The organism is Bradyrhizobium sp. AUGA SZCCT0283 (assembly GCF_018130385.1).
Lineage (GTDB): Bacteria > Pseudomonadota > Alphaproteobacteria > Rhizobiales > Xanthobacteraceae > Bradyrhizobium.
Map to the genome: position 1 here is coordinate 249,564 of NZ_JAFCLU010000001.1, position 17,241 is coordinate 266,804.

Consider the following 17,241-nt stretch of genomic DNA (forward strand, 5'->3'; position numbering starts at 1 on the left):
CGCGGCCCGCAGTTCAGCCGGACGCGGCGATGCGCGGGAACTCTCCGAGATGACGCGATTGCTTTACTGCCGGATCGCCGGTGTCGAGTATGGCAGCAATCGCCGAACTGCCTGCCGCCTCCAGCGCCGCGATGGCCTCCTTGGCCCAGAGGTAGGAAGCTTCGAAGATTTCGGTGTGGCGATCGAAATCCGTCACATCGATCCCGAGCGGAAACGGCGGCCGCATCACCGTATCGAACGGCCCGACCGGCAACGTATCGTAACGCTGATGTGCGACGAGGCTTCGCCACAGCACGTTCACCGCGCTGGGTGCGGCGGGCAGCAGCTTCTTGCGAAACGGCGTCAGCATGGCGGCGATCAGTTCGAACCGTCCCGGCAGCGATGCATAGTCGACGTCGAACATCTCCGCCGCCGGCTCGCCGAAATGCACCACCAGATTGGGACCGCTCTTGAGCTGATGCATCGACGACAGCGGAACGTTGTCGATGAGACATCCATCGACCAGCATCGCTCCCTCCGGCGTGTAGAACGGCGGCAACAGCCCGGGGATCGCGCTCGATGCGCGCACCGCCTGCCAGAGCGGCCCGGTGCGGATCAGTTCGAGATTGTGGGTCGATAGGTTGGTCGCGACGGCCGCGAAGGGCCGCCAGCAATCCTCGATCCGGCAGTCGGGGCCGTACTGACAGGCCAGCGCGCGATCGAACGCCTTGTGATCCAGCAGCGCATAGCGCGGCCAGGTCGGCCGCCGAAAGCTTCTGCTCCTGACGAAGATCTCGTGCGTGCCGCGCTCGAGATGCTCGGCTTCGAGATTTTTGGCAAAGCCGGCCACCATGGCGGAGCCGACGCTGGTGCCGACAAAGATATCGAACATCACGCCGCGTTCGCGAAACGCCTTGTAGATTCCGACATGCGCGGTTCCAAAACTGCCGCCGCCGGCGGCGACGAAGCCGATCGCCCGGCCGCACAGAAAGCGGATCAGGCTGTCGATATCGATCTGGTCTTCGAGGGCGACATGGTGATGCATGAAGGCCGGCAGCCGGGCCAGCCAGGCTGCGGTACCGGAGACCTCGCCGCTTCGCTTGTCATGAATGCGAACGAGGCGTCTCGCCGAGACGGAATGAACCTCGCAGGCGAAGGCCTCGATTTCCGTCAATGCGGCGGCGGGCGCCTCCCCGCGGCACGCGAACACGACCATGTCGGCCTGACGGATGGCCTTGCGTGCCCAGGGCGAAGCTTCGCGGCCGCCGAGATAAACCACCAGCGGCGCGGTGTGTTCAAGCTTGTTGAGCCATTCGGTGACGTCGTGGGCATCGAGCGCGCGCCCGGGAAACATCGCATGGAGGCGCGCGGCGTCGACGATCTCGGCTTGGATCGCGGCGAGCCCCTCGCCCATCCGGCGATCGAAAGCACCCGGCACCGGCTCCAATCCGGCGTCGATCAGCGCTACGGTGCGCGCTTTCGGCGAGGTGCGGAACGGCGCGATGCGCGCGGTCTCCTTGGCGAACCGCCGCGCCAGTGCCGCGAGCAGCGCCTCGACGATGGCGGGGGCTTCCTCGACCAGCTTCTGGTAGGCCGGGCGCGTCAATGCCAGCACGCTGGTGTCGCGGATGGCGATCACATCAGCCGTGCGCGGGACATTGGCGAAGAAGCCGATCTCGCCCACCAGTTCGCCGGCCCGAAGCTCGGCGATCGGCTCGAGATAGCCGGTCTTGCGCACCGCGAGCGCACCATGCAGCACCAGGAAAAGCGAATCCGACGGCCCGCCTTGCGCGACCAGCATCTGCCCACGCACCAGATCCTGGCGGACCATGGCGTTGAGCGTCTTCAGCCGCTGTTCGGAACTGAGCGTTCGAAACAGCGCGAAGTCCTCCAAGGCGGAGCTCCACGCCAGTACCGAACTCGATCCACTCATTTGGCGGTACCCAGTTGGAATTCTCAGGCCCAACCTTAGCGCCGGGCCCACACCACCGCGAGCGATATAAAGGCTGTGCGCGAGCGCACCGCAGCAATACGTCCGGCGTCAAACAGCCCCGGTGGATGCACTGCAGCATGACCGCCGCATCCGTCCCTGCTTTACGCCGCCCACCGGCCGCGATTGTTCTCGGCCAGAATGGGCCGGATCAGCCGGCCGAAGCGCTCGGCCTCCTCGTCGTGCAGATAGCCGGACAGGCAGAAGGAATGGCAACCCGCATCTATGAATTGCTGCAGCGTGTCGGCGCACTGGACGGGATTGCCGACGACGGCGATGCCGGCGCCGGGACGGACCTTGGTGATGCCGGTCCACAGATGCGGCAGCAAGAGGTCGCCATGCTCGCGGGCGAGCTGCTGCACGCGCAGGTTTGCTTCCGACTTGTTGTAGAGCGTCTTGATTTCCTGCTTCTGCCGCTCGGTGGCGTGGCGCACCAGTTGATCGGCGGCCTCCCAGGCGTCCGCCTCGTTCTCGCGGCAGATCACCTGCAGCCGCATGCCGAAGCCGATGTCGTTTTCGCGGCCATGCGCGCGCGCCATCTCCCTGATCTCGGCAATGTTCGCGGCGATCTTTTCCGGTAGGTCGCCCCAGAACAGATGCACGTCGGAATGCCTGGCCGACAATTCCCAGGCCTGGCGAGAGCCGCCGCCGAGATAGAATTTTGGAAACGGCTGCTGATGCGGGCGCGGCCTGACATGCGCGCCGGACAGCTTGTGAAATTTTCCTTCGAAGTTTACCGGTCCGCGCGTGGTCCACAGCGCTTTCAGGATCGAGACTTCCTCCTCCATCAACGCGTAACGCTGTTCCTTCGGGTAGCACACGCCCTCGCCTTCGACCTCGCTCTCGTTCTGGCCGGCGATCAAATTGATGCAGATGCGCCCGCCCGACATCTGGTCGAAGGTCGAGATCATCTTCGCCAGCAGCACCGGATTGATATAGCCGGGCCTTGCTGCAATCAGCGGCTTGATGGACGACGAACGCGCCGCCATGAATGCACCGGTGATCCAGGCCTCCCAACACACCGAGCCGACCGGGATCAGGAGATACTCAAAACCGGCCTGTTCCGCCGCCTGCACCACGCGGTCGCACAGTTCGGGCGAGCCCGGAATCTGTGCGTCCATCAGGCCATAAGCGGTGGTGTCGCCATGCGTGGGCAGGTACCAGCCGAATTCGAGCGGACGCATGAACGTTTCTCCCTGTCGACACTTGTTGCTCGGTCATTCGGCCGATGAGTTTAACGGTTGCGAAGGCCGGGGCAATCGGGTTCCGGTTGCAGAGCGGTTTTTGATTTCAATCGCGCGCGCGGCAAGATAGAGTTTTCAGCCATGTCACCGGTCTCACTGCTGCTCAATATCATCTGGGTCGTTCTCGGCGGCGCCTGGATGGCGTTCGGCTGGCTGGTTGCCGCCGTCGTCATGGCGATCACGATCATCGGGATTCCCTGGGCGCGGGCCGCGTTCAATATCGCGGCCTACACCTTGTTCCCGTTCGGCTTCACGGCTATCTCCCGCGACGCCTACACTGGACAAGAGGACATCGGCACCGGCCCGCTCGGGGTGATCGGCAACATCATCTGGCTGGTGCTGGCGGGGTGGTGGCTGGCGCTCGGGCATGTCATCACGGCCGTGGTGCTGGCCGTGACCATCATCGGCATTCCCTTTGCCTGGGCACACCTGAAGCTTGCCGGCATCGCGCTATGGCCGATCGGCAAGATCATCGTTCCCACGACTTAAGTTCGGATCAGCCCAAGTCAGCCTAGAAGTCAGCCTTGGACTATCCGGAGGCTGCCGTTTCCGCCGGCTTCAGCCGCTCGAACTCGGCGTCGCTGATCTCGGTCTGGGCCACCAGCACGCTACAGCGCAGGCGCTTGACCAGATAGCTGCCGATCGAGCCGAACCACCGCGCCAGCGTCCCCTGCGGGCGGTGGCCGACGACGACGAGATGCGCGCCGATTTCTTCGGCAACCTCGGCAATTTTCTGCCCGGCATCGCCGACCTCGAGCCGCGCGGTCGGCGAAAATCCCAGCGCCTTCAGCCGCTCGGTACCTTCGTTCAGGATGGCCTTGTAATCCTCGGTCTGCAGTTCGATCGGGATCGTGAGCCCGGCCTCGGGCGTCATGATCGAGGAAACCTCGACGACGGCGAGCAAAAAGACCTCGGAACGGCAGAGTTGTGCGAGCTTTGCGCCCTCCCGCAATGCGCGCCGCCCCTCGACCGAACCGTCATAGGCGAGAAGAACCTTCTTATACATCGGACGTCCCCATCGATGGCGAGAAGATCAACGCGGCAAGACTAGCACCAATTCGCCGCAACGGATCAGATTTTTAAGGGATGGACGAGGCTCCTGCGCCCTACCGCCTTGGTCTATCCGCCGCCTGCTGCCGCGCCCTGCCGTGAGCGATCTGATGGGGTACAGGCGACCCCTGCCTCAATTGTGTGCGGAGCCGGGCGAATAGCCACGCAGGCTCGCTGCTAGGGACAGATATAACCGGTACCGCTGGGGTTTTTGAAACACCCGACCGATTCCGGCAGCAGGTGCTTCGGCAGCCACAGCACGACTTCGGGAAAGAAGATGCAGAACGCGATCGCGGCGAGGAACACGACGTAGATGGGGAACGACGCCAGCATCGCTCTGCCAAAGCGCACCCCGACGAATTTCGATGCCATCAGCAGGGCGAGCCCGTAAGGCGGTGTGATCAGTCCGAATGCCAGCGTGACGATGATGACAACGCCCATGTGCACCGGATTGATATCGGCGTTCTTGGTCAGATCGTCGATGATGGGCATGAAAATGATAATCGCGGGAATCGCATCGATGAAGTCGCCGACCACGACAAACAGGGCGACCAGCAACAGCATGATCAGGACGGGATCGCCGCCAGCCGCCGACGAAATCCAGCCTGATACCACCGCCGGACCGCGCAGATAGGCCAGCATCCAGCCGAACACCGACGCGGCGCCGATGGTGATGAGCGGAATGGAATAGAGCAATCCGGTCATCGCCATGTCGCGCGGCAAGTGCCGGTAATGCCGGCGATTGAGCAACGGGATCGCCACGAATACGATGTAGGCTACCGCAATGATGCCCGCCTCGGTCGGCGTGAACTGGCCGGTCAGGATGCCGCCCATGATGATGAACGGGATCATCAGCGGCACGGCGGCCTTCTTTGTGGCCGACGCAAATGCGCCGAATGTCGCGCGCTCGCGCTTGATGCCGACCGGCCCGAAGAAGAAACTGTAGATCATCAGCCCGATGCCCACGAACACGCCGGGCACCACGCCGCCGAGGAACAGCCCGCCGATCGACACGTTGCCGGTCGCGCCATACACCACGGCCATGATGCTGGGCGGAATGAGATTGGCCATCGTCGAGGCGGAGGCGATCAGCGCCGCCGTAAAGGCGAGATCATAGCCTTCCCGCTTCATTTCCGGCGCCAGGGTTCGCGACAGGATGGCGACGTCGGCCGCGGACGAGCCGGAAATGCCAGCGAAGAACATGCTGAAGATCGTCACCACCTGCGCCAGACCGCCGCGCAAATGTCCGACCAGCGTTTGCGACAGCGAAATCATGCGGACGGTGACGTTCGCCGAGGTCATGAGATCGCCGACCAGCAGGAAGAACGGCACCGCGAGCAGGGCTTCGGTGTCCATTCCGTTGAAGAGCTGCGCCATCATCGAGGCCAGGCTCACCGGCGTGAACGCCGTCGCCACGAGGACGGCCGCGATCAGGGCAAAGGCCACCGGTACGCCCATATAGCCGAAGAACAGGAAGAGAAATCCCATCAGGAAGATGAGTGCGCCATTGGCCGTCACAGCGCTTTCCTCTTCTCGTCGGTGTGCAGCGTGCCGACAAAGCCGTTCTTCCAGCCGTTGACCATCTGCTCGATGGTGAAAATGGCGACCAGCAGGCCGCACAGCGGAATGGCCGCGTAGAAGCTCGACAGCGGCGTCATCGACGGCATGCGCAGGCTCTTGAAGCCGTCCAGGAAGTTCAAGTAGCCGAAATAGATCATGCAAAAGGCGACGCCGAGCACCACCAGCCGGTTGAACAACTCGAAGAACAGCCGCGTGTTGCCGGTCAGCGATTCCGCGAGCACGGCGAGATAGAGGTGATCGTTGCGCCGCGTCGCCGCGCCGACGCCGATGAAGATGCCGTAGATGAAGAACGTCATCGTCGCCTCCTGGAGCCAGAGCCAGGGGTGGCCGATGGTGCGGGTGACGACGTCGCACATCACCAGGACGGAGAACCCGGTGATGGCGACGCCGCAGAGAATCATCAGAACCTGTTCGAGCCAGTCGAGCGCGCGCCATTTCAGATAGCGCTGCTCCTCCAGCACGAGGCTATTGAATCCGGGCATGATCGATTCTCGAATCCGCAGTGAGGAAGCGGCGCGGCGGGAAGCCACCGCTCCCCGCCTCGCACGCCGCTACCTATTGGACGTTGCGTACCATCCCGAGGACCTTGACGGCGTTCGGTCCGAGGTCGGACGCCAGCTTGTCCTGGATCGGCTTGCTGATGGCCATAAAGCCGCTCTTGTCGACGGTCTTGACGACCTTGACGCCGATCTTCTCGAGCTTCGCCTGCGCCTCGTGTTCGAGCTTGAAGGCTGCCGTCGGCTCGTTGCGGCTGATCTCGTCGGCGGCCGCCTGCACCCATTTCTTCTGTTCGTCGCTGAGACTGCTCCAGACCTTGTCGCTGACGAACAGGGCGGCATTGTTTGCTTCATGCTCGGTGAGCGAGAGCACCGGGGCGGGTTCGTAGTGCTTGTTGACGAGGTAGTTGTTGATGCCGTTCTCGGCCATGTCGACGACGCCGGTCTGCAGCGAGGTGTAGACCTCGCCGAATGGCATATGCACCACCTGCGCACCGTAGGCCGGGAACGTGGTGTCTTCTGTCACCGTGGCCTGCACCCGCATCTTGATGCCCTTGAGGTCCGCGACTTTCTCGATCGGCTTCTTGCCGTACATGTGCCGCAGGCCCTGCGATCCCAGGGCGAGCATGTGCGCGCCCTTCATCTTGGCCGCGTACAGCTCCTTCATCGCCGCGATCACCGCCGGGTCGCCAAGCACCTTGATGGCGTGGGCTTCGTCGCGGAAGATGTAATGAATCGAAAATACGCCCGACTCCGGCTGCGCGGTCGAGGCGTTGGCGGTCGACAGCATCACGAAATCGATGTCGCCGGTTTGGACTTTTTGCAGGGTCTGCGCCTCGGTGCCTAGTTGGGCGCCGGGATATTGATTGATCGAGAGCGCGCCCTTGCTCAGTTCGGCCAGCTTCTTGTTGAAGATTTCGGCGCCAATGCCGTAGCCGCTGTTCTTGGGCTGGTCGTAGGCAAACGAGAATTCGCGCTTTTGGGCTGACGCCGCCGACGACACCATGGCAATGGCGACGCCTAGCAGAATGCCACGCGCGAACGGCAGATACCGTGAAACGGACATTGAATTCCTCCCCTGCTTCGCCGATTTGCCGGCTGATTATCGCCATCACCCCGTAGGGCCCCGACGCCCGCCCATTATGACCGAAGCCGATCTGTTAACAAGATAGTATTTTAGATTGTATACTATTTGCGCCAGTGGCAGATTGACCCCCATGGCGACCGCCAAAACCTCGAAAAAGCTGCCTTCCCGCCGCGACGTTGCGACAACTGCCGGGATTCCCTCCCCGGCCGAGTCGCAGCACGAGCGCGAACCGATCGCGCATATGATTGCCAGGAAGCTCGAGGAAGACGTCGTGCTGGGAAGACGCCATCCACGCGAGCGCCTGGTCGAGCAGGATCTGTGCGCGGCCTTCGACACCCATCGCGGCGACATCCGGCTCGCGCTGTTCGAACTGGAAAAGCGCGGCATCGTCGAGCGCATCCCGAACCGCGGCGCGATCGTGCGCGATCTCAAGCCGCGGGAGGTGAGCGAGATCTATAGCGTGCGCGAGGAACTCGAGGTGATGGCGGTGCGGATTCTGCCGTTTCCGGTGGCGCCCGCCGACATTGTCAGGCTGGAAGCCGTGCAGCGCGAACACGGCAAGGCCGTCGACGCCGGTGATTTCCTGGCGGTGTTCCACAGCAATGTGCAATTCCATCGCGCCCTGTTCGGACTGTGCGGCAACAACTGCCTGATCGAGACCATCGAGAATCTGGCGCAAAAGGTCTCCGGCATTCGCTCCTATGCCTACGCCAACCCGGGGGCGCTGAACGACGCCCGCCAGGACCATATGGCGATGATCGAGGCCCTGCGGCACGCGAACCGCGAGCAGTTGATCATGCTGACCCGGCGTCACCTCAAACCGGCGGAGCAGGCCTACATCCGCGCCTACCGGCAACGCTTCGGTGAAGGCGGCGCAGGCGCTAACACACCCCAAAACGATTCCCGCAGGACCGTTGCCCCTGCACGGCCAATCGGCTAAATGAAGCCCTGTTGCACCCGTAGCTCAGCTGGATAGAGCGTTGCCCTCCGAAGGCAGGTGTCAAGCCGGCTGGTGCAAAAAGTGAGGAAGAAAGCGTATTGTACTGCAATGGCTTGCGAGGGCTGCGCGTTGGGGTTCACTCATACGCAAAACCCGCGTAAGCACTGCGTAAGCAGTAAGCACCCGTAGCTCAGCTGGATAGAGCGTCGCCCTCCGAAGGCGAAGGCCACACGTTCGAATCGTGTCGGGTGCGCCATTTCATCATAAGGCTAAGCACCAAGCTTCGAGAGCTGACGCGAGCTACCTTGTAGAGGGGTATCCCGCGGCTGCATGCTCAAACGTGTCACGGTCCGTGTCCAATTCGCGCGCGGGTCTGACCTTCATGTCATGCTCCGGCACCTTCCATCGCGATCGGATATTACTCAGTAGCGACGGCCGGCCGGCAATCTCGGATTAGCCCCTCAGCTCCAAGGGCTTGCAGCCCCTGTCTCGCCAGGAGCAAGCTGGGCCAGCGTTTTCCGGACTAACACCTGGCCAGGAGCGAACAACGGTGGAAATGCCGACACCTTTACGTGCGCGGCGCCTCACGCGCGAAGAGCTGTACCGGATGGTCTGGGATAGGCCGACGATCCGGCTTGCCGAGGAATTCGGAATCAGCGGGAACGGTCTGGCCAAGGTCTGCGACAGGCTGGACGTGCCTTATCCTCCGCGCGGCCACTGGGCCAAGAAGGAAGCCGGAAAGCCAGTCGTCACACTTAAGCTTCCGCCTCGGCGGGACGGGACCCCAAACGCGGCAGATATCCACCCAACGCCGCCAAAGCCCGCGCCTTTCCCTGCAGCGGAACAAGCCGCCGCGACCGTGGCCGACCGCATCCGTGATGTCGCGGTACCTGAGCGCAACGACGACCTTCACCCGCGCGTACAGGCCTGGATTGCCGGTCATAAGAAGCAGCAGAAAGAGCGCGAGCTAGAGAGCAGGAATCGCCGTCGGGACATCGGCTCGGCATCACCTTCGATCCCTGATCTGATAGAACGCGATCTGTATCGTTTCAGAGCCACCAGCGCGATATTTTATGCAGTTGAGAAGGCCGGTGGCACAATCGGGAAATCGTCAGCTTCAGGCAAGGTTACGTTCTTGATCGACGGGCACCAAGTCGAGTGCTCAATTGTTGAAAAGATGGTGCAGTCTCTCAAGCAATGGGAGGAGCAACACAAATGGACCGCGTTCACCGAGTATTGTAAGTCGGGACTGGATTCTTCAGGCTTTCTGCGGGTCAGCATCACGACCTACTTGCAAGGTCGGCGGCCTGAGTGGGTCGAATCGCAAAAGATCAAAATCGGACAACTCATGCCAACTATCGTCGGCGCGATAATGGCGGCAGGGCCGACCCTTGAAAAAATGAAGCGCGAACGCGAAGAGCAGCAGAAGCGCTACCGTGAAGAGGAAGCGCGCCGTTGCGAAGCCCGTCAATTGCGTGAGATCGACGAGAAGCGCTGGAACAAGTTTCGCGAATACGCCGTCAATTGGGATGAGCGGGAGAGGTTGCTGACGTTTCTCGCAGAGGTCGAGGCTCGGCTAGCGACCGAGGGTGACATCACGGTCTCAGACCGCACGCTGAGGGCATGGGTCGACTGGGCAAAGGCGAAAGCGGAAGCTCTCAATCCGTTTAATGGGGGCGCTGTTGGGATGTTTGAGACCATTGCAAAGGTAAAACAATGGTCATAGTGCCGCCCATCCACGACCGGTTAGCGTGGGTTAGACCGCTTAGTCTGTGTGGTCAGCTTTGGAGCTCGAATAGGTAATAGCGCGCGATAAAGAGATCTCAAAAGCGCCTCTCCGATGGGGGTTCATCTCTTTCTTTCGTCTGGCGTCGAGCCTTTCCGCCCAATGGCCCGTCATCGACAACAGTGCCATCAAGCGACTAGCGAGAGGCAAATTGCCGTCGCACCGCTCAGCCTGATCGCCGTCCTGTCGCGGAATCTGATGGTGGCTCGTCCAGGTTTTTGCCCAGCCCTTTAATTTCCGTCGGCGGTCGACGTCATGAAAGAGCCATAGCGCGGTTTCGCAAGGCAACGTAGCGCGCAGAAGGAGGAGCGCTGTGGCGTGGTTGCCGGAGCTTGCAACGAACCAGTCGCTGGTCGCAGCCCCCAAAAGCCGTGACCTCGGCATTATGTCATAGACTGCCGAAACGACGCTCAATCCACTCGAGTCCGGCCATTCCGTCCGGCGGGTTTACGGCGTTCGGCGGAAAGCGCATTATTTCGATCAGTTCTATTTCCCCACTCCCCGTCCGCCGCCGTACCGTCCCGTAGACAGCTTCCGCAACGGCCTGACGGCCGTTCGCACGAGTCATAGAAATCCTCGATCCGACACCTTCAAAAGTGGAGCCGGCTAGGACTGATGCGACATCAATGGTTGCTGATGCTGCTCCAGCCTGATCCCACGCCGTCTTCAGGCCGAGAAGCGCGTTGGCGATTCCATACGATGGATAAATCGGCGCTATTTCGTACCGGTCGCGGTAGCTGGCATTGAACCAGCGATTCAACTCCGTGTCATGTGCCAGCAGCCCGTGCGAACCGCGGCCTCCGACGATAGTCCCGTCAGGAATTGTCCCGGCCAAACGGTGAAGTCCGCTTTCTCCGGAAACCAATAGGAGGCGTGCGTCCGGTATTGCTTTTCGTGTGACCTCTACCAAACGGAACAGGTCGTAGCCCCAATTCCCCGAATGGACGAGTTGGACCCCGTTCTCTTTTAAGAATTTTGCCGGAGTCTCGACCGCACCAGAATATAGCGGAGCGAAATGCCCTCCGACCTCTTGTGCATCGGGCTGAAGCACCTGCAACGCAGCGCGAAATTCTCTCCAGCTATCCGTGCCCCAAAGATATTGTTGGTTGATGCCGCCGAAACTCAACCCGCAGATTCCGAGTTGGGCGGCTACATAGCGAGCGGCGCCGACAGCGTCGGTTGTCGTGGTCGTCTGGGTTCGAAACACCCAATCCCATCGCCGAGCGAATAATTGGCTGGCGCCGCCACCGGAGATGACCGTCAGTAAGCGTAGTTCTTCGGCGATAGGAGCAATAGCCATCGCGATTGCGCTGCCCGCGTACCCGACCACGATATCGGCACCGTCGGCGTGTATGCGCCGCAACTGTTCGACTTGGTCGTTTTCGGAGCCGCTTTCGTCGTAAACCCTCAGTGACAACTTGCGGCCAGCGAACCCGCGAGAAGCGTATGGCTCGGGTAGCTCGTCTCCGGTATTGATGGCTTCGACCATGAGCTCTGCGGCATTTCGAGCGGGAAAGCCGAAAGGCGCAGCGGCGCGCCCCGAGAGGTAGGTCACCACTGCCACATTTACCGGCTTGTTCGTAACCGTCTGCATCTGGATGCTCCGAAAATGGACTGCCAAAAAATTGTGGACTAATTAGTCTTGAATTACAACATCTCTCCGTGAGGCGTCGGGAAGTCGTTCAACGGCCCTTACCGCCCAGTGCGCGAGCGGCCGGCCGGCCCTTGCCGTACGCGTGTAGAGGGTAGCCTCACGCCGGCGTCAGAATGGAGAGAACGAGCTTGCTATTCGCGACCGGTTAGTCTAGATATGCAGCATGATACGACAGACTTCGCAACGAATGCGTGGCCGCCCGAGAGAATTCGACCCGGATGAAGCCATAGAATGCGCTATGGGCGTTTTCTGGTCGTCCGGTTATCACGCGACATCTCTTCCCGATTTACTTGAGGCTACAAATCTATCGCGCGGAAGCCTCTACGCCGCCTTTGGCGATAAGCACGGGCTTTTCTTGCGTGCGCTCGACCGATATATCGCCGATTCCCTGACGCGCCTCGATGCCGAGCTTGACCCGCGCAGAGATGCTCTGGAGGGCGTCCGAGCGTGTCTTGCGAGATATGTTGAGCGGACCAGCGGCGCTGGCGCCAAGCGCGGATGCCTCGTCGTGGCGACCGCGATGGAATTGGGAAGCCACGACGCCGAGGTGGAGCAGCGTATTCGCCGGTTTTTCAAGGCAATGGAGACGCGGCTGACGGCGGCATTGGGACGTGCAAAGTCCGAGGGACGACTGGCGGATGGGATTGAGCCCGCGACCGCCGCTCGTTTGCTCATGTGTGTGCTCGAAGGCATGCGTGTCGTGAGCAAGACGAACTCGGACCGAAGTGCATCGGAAGCTGCAGTCCGGATCCTCCTCGACGGTTTTGGGAAGTAGATCGTTCCATGACGACCGCGTCGTTACGCAGGCCAATTTATGGACCATATGGTCGCAAAATAACTTCCGCACGTCGCTCGCTGTCGCACTTCCGGGTGGGATTTCCGTGGACGCCGAGGTGAGACCTTATGAATCGTTGCGGGTCGGTGACATTCGATTCGCCTATCAGCGGACGGGCATGGGTGGACTTCCGATCATCTTGCTTCACGGTTGGCCTCAGACATCGCATGCTTGGCGGCGAGTAGCGCCACTCCTAAGTTCCGAGTGCGACGCCGTGATTCCCGACCTGCCGGGCTTTGGCTTCACGTCGAAGCCCGATAGCGGGTTCGACAAGAAGACGATCGCTCAACGCCTGAGGGATTTTGTACGGGCGCTCGGCTTGTCGCGCATAGCTTTGGCGGGTCACGATCTGGGCGGGCACGTCGCCTATGCGTACGCGGCACAATGGCCGGAAGAAGTCAGCCACCTTGTCTTCATCGAGAGCAGCCTTCCGAGCTTTGGCCAGGAAGAGGCGATGGACGTCTCGAAAGGCGGAAGCTGGCACTTCGGTTTCAATATGGCCGGCGACATCTCGGAGGAATTGGTTCGCGGACGGGAGAAGCTGTTCGTCGAACATTTCATGCGACGCGAGAAGGTCGGGCTCTTCGACTCGAATTCAGTGAGCGACGCGGACATCGCGTATTACGCACGCGCGCTTCAGCGGCCCGGGGCGTTGAGGTCCTCCTTCAGCTATTACCGCACGCTTCCAATCGATCGAGGCGATAATTTGGTCTGGGGGCAGACTCCACTACCGATGCCGGTTTTGGCGATCGGGGCCGATTGGGGATACGGACCGGCTTCCGAACACACGATACGGCGGGTCGCGAAAGATGTTCAAGGAGCGATCATCAGACGCTGCGGACATTATCCTGCAGAGGAACGTCCGAGCGAGTTGGCTCGCGTGATCATCGACTTTTTGGCGAAGACGAAATCGATCTCACGTTAAGCCCCGCGACGTTAAGTTCAACGAAAGGATCTACGATGAGCTATAAGCTGGACGACTTCCGTCACCAATTGCTGCGCGCAGGCGATGTAAATATCCATGCTGTCGTAGGCGGCGATGGACCACCGCTCGTTCTCCTCCATGGCTGGCCACAGACTTGGTGGGAGTGGCGAAAGATCATGCCGGTGCTTGCCGAACGGCATACCGTGGTCGCCCTCGATCTGCGCGGCGCGGGTCATTCCGACTGCACTCAGGGCGGCTATGACAAGGCAAGCCTGGCCAAAGACGTGCACGGCGCAATGGGAGCACTCGGTTTCGAGCGCTACGCCGTCTGCGGGCATGACATCGGGGCGATGGTGGCCCTGGCCCTGGCCTTCACGCACCGCGAGGCCGTGACCCGCGTTGCGATCCTCGATGCGCCGATGCCCGGGTGGAGCCAGTGGGAGGCTAATTTCGCCGATCCAATGGTCTGGCATTTCGCGTTCCATATGAAGCGTGATCTGCCGGAGCGCCTCATCTACGGTCGCGAGTTCGATTACGTCTCTGTGTTCTTCGCCGATCGCACCTTCAACCATGGCGCGCTACCGGTCGCGGAAGTGGAAGTTTATGCGCGCGCCATGGCTAAACCCGGGAACACCCGCGGTGGCCTCGAGTGGTATCGCGCTTTTCCGGAGGACCACGCAAACGCTCTCGGCTGGAAGCGAGATCCCTTGACGATGCCGGTCCTCGCATTGGGAGGAGATCGCCGGTGGGGACCGAAGATCGTCGCCATGCTGGAGGAATTCGCTACCAATGTCTCAGGCGGAAGCATCCGGGAGTGCGGCCATTGGTTGGCGGAGGAGCGGCCGGCTGAGACGACCAAAGCACTCCTCGAGTTCTTCGCGAAATGAAGCCGTAAGGATCGGCACTCCCGCATCGCGGCCGTCGCGATTGGCGGGAGTGCGAAGCGTCTTGCCTGGCAATGTCGGTTCGCTGGTTCCGATTTGTTTGTTGGAGCGCGAGGCCACAGAAAGCCGAATCACCTGTCCGCATCGGCGAGCACGAAATCGTAGCGCAGTGCCGCCATATCCTTGGAGATCCAGTTGCCGCGCGCGGTCGGCCCGGCTGGCTGCGTCTCGAGTTCGCAAATCAGGGCATCCTTGACGCCGAACACAACATCCGAATCGAGGTATTCGCTGTCAGCTAGAAACAAATGGGTTACGAGGGTTTCGCAGTTCGGCGCCGACATCATGAAATGGACGTGCGCCGGGCGATATGGGTGACGGCCTTGCGCCTTGAGCATGTCCCCCACCGGACCGTCGTCGGGAATCGGATACGCAGCAGGGATGACGGTTTGGAACCAGAACTCCCCCTTGGCTCCGGTGCGTACAACCCCGCGTCCAGCAAGGTTGGTCAACCCCGCCTCGCTTTGAACGTCATAGAAGCCCTCCGCGTCGGCGTGCCAAAACTCGACGACCGCGCCGGCGATCGGCTGTCTGTCGATGCTGCTGACGCTGCCCTCGACCAGAAGCGGCGCGCCTGCCATGCCTCCGGAGATGTCATCCCCGAGGGCGAACTCCGGTGCGTCGACGACGTGGAAAGGGCCCAGCACTGTCGTTTGGGTAGCATTCCCGGGAAAGCGGTGGTTGATCGCATCCACCAGCATCGACACGCCCAGAGTATCCGAAAGCAGGATGAATTCTTGCCTTGTGTCCGTGCATTTTTGGCCGACGCGGGTCAGGAAAGCGATCGCCTCGGCCCATTCTTTTTGGCTTGGCTCGACCTCGCGGACGAAGTCGTGCAGATGGCGGACGATTGCCTCGCTGACGAAACGCTGCCGAAGATCGGGCGCGTTACGTACCCGTTCCAGCACCGCATCGGTTATGGTCGTCTCGTCGAAATTTCGCATCGCTGCCTCTTGTTCTTGCCGCTCAAGCAGAAGCGCGGACGGGCTCATTCGCCGCGCGGGGCTTCACCTGACCATGCCCTTGCGAGCATTGATTGCAATGCAGCCGCCTCGAGCGGTCGGGGGTTCGAGTACTGGTCTTTCATCACCTGCTCGACGGCTTGCGCTATACCCTCCCGAGGCATGCCGAGTTCGGCCAGGGAAAGCGGATTGGCCAAGGCCCGATTGAGAGCGAACAAGCCGGACGCCGCATCCGTTCGCTTCAAAGCGTTCGCGACGCGTGCCATCGCCGCCGGAGCGGCAACGCTGTTATAGGCAACGACGTGAGGGAGCATGACAGCATGCGTTTCGGCGTGGCGTAGATCGAATGTGCCGCCCAGCACGTGGCAGATCTTGTGATGCAGCCCCATGGCGACAGAACCAAGACAAACGCCGGACAGCCAGGCGCCATATTGAGCGGCCTCGCGCGCGGCGACTTCACTCGGTGCAGTCAAAATACGTGGTAGTGCCCGACCAAGCGCAGCGATTCCTTCTTCCGCCATCAGTGAAATGATTGGACTGGTATCGGGAGCATATAACGCCTCCACTGCATGGGCGATGGCGTTGACTCCGCTGACAGCGGAGAGCCCAGGCGGCAAAGAGAGCGTCAGATCAACGTCGTAGATGGCCACTTCGGGCAGAACCTTGTACGAACGCAGCGTCGTCTTTCGACCGTCGCTGGTCTCTCCCAGGATAGGAGTCATTTCGGAGCCCGCATACGTGGTGGGCACTGCGACCTGCGGAAGGTCGGTCCGAAGCGCTAACGCCTTGCTCAGGCCAATGGTTGATCCGCCGCCGATCGCCACGAGGCTGTCACACTTCGCCGCCTGCAACTCTGAAAGCGCCGCTTGGGTGACCGCGACAGGGGTGTGCATCGTCGCCTCCGCGAATACCGCACGAGCGCCGCATTCCGCCGCAACGCGCAGCGCCAACTCCTCTTGATCCGGGGTGCAGACTACGAAAGCCCTGCGGCAGCCCAGCCGCTCCAACTCCGCCGCGAGTTCTCGCGTTCTACCAGAGCCGAACAGCACGCGGCCAGGACTTGAGACGTAAGTGAAGGGAAGCATGCGCGGCACGGTTAGAGTTTCGCCCCGCTCAGCCATGCGGCGCCGCGACTATAGAGCTGGTCTACCGCCGGTCCCTTGAGACCAGGCATATCGGGTTTGACGGTGTAACCGATCCGCGTCTGCATATAGGCTAGGTGGCGGTAGCCTTCGGGGAAGCGAGCCAACAAGGCAGCGTCGAGTTCCAACTTCGCTGCCGGAGAGACCGGGTCGATTCTATCCTTCTCATAGATCGGCTGCCGCAGCACTATTCCCCAACGACCATTCCGCTTTTCCAAAAAATCATAGAAGCGGCCGGTGCAAACGACATCGCAAGCTACACCTTCGACATCGCCGCGCTGGGAGATCGTCATTTTGGTTTGCGAAATTGCGCGGTCTCCGGCGACCTCGATCGAGATTCCGCCGAGAAAGTGAAGGATGCTCACGCCCCGCGCCCAGCCCTCCTGACTGACCCGAATGAACTCCTCGGCGCTTCCCTGAAACCAGGTCGCCATCATATGCCCGTCAGGATGCCACACCTGACGAAATTGCTCCCAATGACCGGCGTCGCGCCAGACGACCCAGTTTTCGAGCAGATCCCGAATCTGTCGGCGATCCGCCTCGTGTCCGTCCGTTGTCGCCGCTGCATCCATACCAATCTTCCCCTTGTTCTTGTACACGAACAAGTTCTTATATATGTACAGAAAGG

At 61.3% G+C, this 17,241-nt stretch carries 16 protein-coding genes and 1 tRNA gene; 7 read left to right on the forward strand and 10 right to left on the reverse strand.

What is annotated here, in order from left to right; all coding sequences use genetic code 11:
- Window positions 1-13 precede the first annotated feature (13 nt).
- Complete coding sequence (locus JQ624_RS01175; RefSeq protein WP_212417003.1) at window positions 14-1,912, reverse strand: patatin-like phospholipase family protein; 1,899 nt, start codon at window positions 1,910-1,912, stop codon at window positions 14-16.
- Window positions 1,913-2,073: 161 nt separating this feature from the next.
- A complete protein-coding gene (locus JQ624_RS01180) occupies window positions 2,074-3,153 on the reverse strand; it encodes an LLM class flavin-dependent oxidoreductase (protein ID WP_212417004.1) in 1,080 nt (359 codons plus the stop codon).
- Window positions 3,154-3,294: 141 nt separating this feature from the next.
- Between JQ624_RS01180 and JQ624_RS01185 the strand changes: the two genes are divergently transcribed.
- Window positions 3,295-3,702, forward strand: a complete 408-nt coding sequence (locus JQ624_RS01185; protein ID WP_212417005.1) for a YccF domain-containing protein — start codon at window positions 3,295-3,297, stop codon at window positions 3,700-3,702.
- Window positions 3,703-3,742: 40 nt separating this feature from the next.
- Here the strand turns inward: JQ624_RS01185 and JQ624_RS01190 are convergent, their stop codons facing one another.
- The 4 genes from JQ624_RS01190 to JQ624_RS01205 all read right to left on the reverse strand — a co-directional run bounded on the left by JQ624_RS01190 (window position 3,743) and on the right by JQ624_RS01205 (window position 7,407).
- Window positions 3,743-4,219 carry a universal stress protein gene (locus tag JQ624_RS01190; RefSeq protein ID WP_212417006.1) on the reverse strand — a complete coding sequence of 159 codons (477 nt, stop codon included), beginning with the start codon at window positions 4,217-4,219 and terminating at the stop codon, window positions 3,743-3,745.
- Between the two features lie 221 nt (window positions 4,220-4,440).
- Window positions 4,441-5,751, reverse strand: coding sequence for a TRAP transporter large permease (locus tag JQ624_RS01195; protein ID WP_212417432.1), 1,311 nt, complete (start codon window positions 5,749-5,751; stop codon window positions 4,441-4,443).
- A gap of 26 nt (window positions 5,752-5,777) precedes the next feature.
- Window positions 5,778-6,326 carry a TRAP transporter small permease gene (locus JQ624_RS01200; protein ID WP_212417007.1) on the reverse strand — a complete coding sequence of 183 codons (549 nt, stop codon included), beginning with the start codon at window positions 6,324-6,326 and terminating at the stop codon, window positions 5,778-5,780.
- Window positions 6,327-6,399: 73 nt separating this feature from the next.
- Entirely contained in the window at window positions 6,400-7,407 is a 1,008-nt protein-coding gene (locus JQ624_RS01205; RefSeq protein ID WP_212417008.1) for a TRAP transporter substrate-binding protein, read from the reverse strand.
- Window positions 7,408-7,558: 151 nt separating this feature from the next.
- Here JQ624_RS01205 and JQ624_RS01210 point away from each other — a divergent pair, with 151 nt between their 5' ends.
- From JQ624_RS01210 to JQ624_RS01220, 3 genes are all read left to right on the forward strand, one after another.
- On the forward strand, window positions 7,559-8,368 hold the full coding sequence (locus tag JQ624_RS01210) for a GntR family transcriptional regulator (protein ID WP_249129232.1): 810 nt from the start codon (window positions 7,559-7,561) through the stop codon (window positions 8,366-8,368).
- A 179-nt stretch (window positions 8,369-8,547) separates the two neighbouring features.
- Window positions 8,548-8,624: transfer RNA gene (locus tag JQ624_RS01215), tRNA-Arg, on the forward strand.
- Window positions 8,625-8,924: 300 nt separating this feature from the next.
- On the forward strand, window positions 8,925-10,094 hold the full coding sequence (locus JQ624_RS01220) for a hypothetical protein (protein WP_249129295.1): 1,170 nt from the start codon (window positions 8,925-8,927) through the stop codon (window positions 10,092-10,094).
- Between the two features lie 448 nt (window positions 10,095-10,542).
- On the opposite strand, the gene JQ624_RS01225 is transcribed toward JQ624_RS01220, so the two are convergent.
- Entirely contained in the window at window positions 10,543-11,748 is a 1,206-nt protein-coding gene (locus JQ624_RS01225; protein ID WP_212417009.1) for an ABC transporter substrate-binding protein, read from the reverse strand.
- 298 nt (window positions 11,749-12,046) lie between these two features.
- Between JQ624_RS01225 and JQ624_RS01230 the strand changes: the two genes are divergently transcribed.
- The 3 genes from JQ624_RS01230 to JQ624_RS01240 all read left to right on the forward strand — a co-directional run bounded on the left by JQ624_RS01230 (window position 12,047) and on the right by JQ624_RS01240 (window position 14,455).
- Window positions 12,047-12,583, forward strand: a complete 537-nt coding sequence (locus tag JQ624_RS01230) for a TetR/AcrR family transcriptional regulator (RefSeq protein ID WP_212417010.1) — start codon at window positions 12,047-12,049, stop codon at window positions 12,581-12,583.
- A 178-nt stretch (window positions 12,584-12,761) separates the two neighbouring features.
- Window positions 12,762-13,568 (forward strand): alpha/beta fold hydrolase, encoded by an 807-nt coding sequence (locus JQ624_RS01235; protein WP_249129297.1) that lies wholly within the window; start codon window positions 12,762-12,764, stop codon window positions 13,566-13,568.
- A gap of 35 nt (window positions 13,569-13,603) precedes the next feature.
- Window positions 13,604-14,455 (forward strand): alpha/beta fold hydrolase, encoded by an 852-nt coding sequence (locus JQ624_RS01240; protein ID WP_212417012.1) that lies wholly within the window; start codon window positions 13,604-13,606, stop codon window positions 14,453-14,455.
- A gap of 128 nt (window positions 14,456-14,583) precedes the next feature.
- Here JQ624_RS01240 and JQ624_RS01245 read toward each other — a convergent pair whose 3' ends face one another.
- From JQ624_RS01245 to JQ624_RS01255, 3 genes are read right to left on the reverse strand one after another with little or no spacing between them, the layout of a single operon-like run.
- Window positions 14,584-15,453 carry a dioxygenase gene (locus JQ624_RS01245; RefSeq protein ID WP_212417013.1) on the reverse strand — a complete coding sequence of 290 codons (870 nt, stop codon included), beginning with the start codon at window positions 15,451-15,453 and terminating at the stop codon, window positions 14,584-14,586.
- 44 nt (window positions 15,454-15,497) lie between these two features.
- Window positions 15,498-16,556, reverse strand: coding sequence for a maleylacetate reductase (locus tag JQ624_RS01250; protein ID WP_212417435.1), 1,059 nt, complete (start codon window positions 16,554-16,556; stop codon window positions 15,498-15,500).
- Between the two features lie 11 nt (window positions 16,557-16,567).
- Window positions 16,568-17,185, reverse strand: coding sequence for a nuclear transport factor 2 family protein (locus JQ624_RS01255; RefSeq protein ID WP_212417436.1), 618 nt, complete (start codon window positions 17,183-17,185; stop codon window positions 16,568-16,570).
- Between the last annotated feature and the right edge of the window lie 56 nt (window positions 17,186-17,241).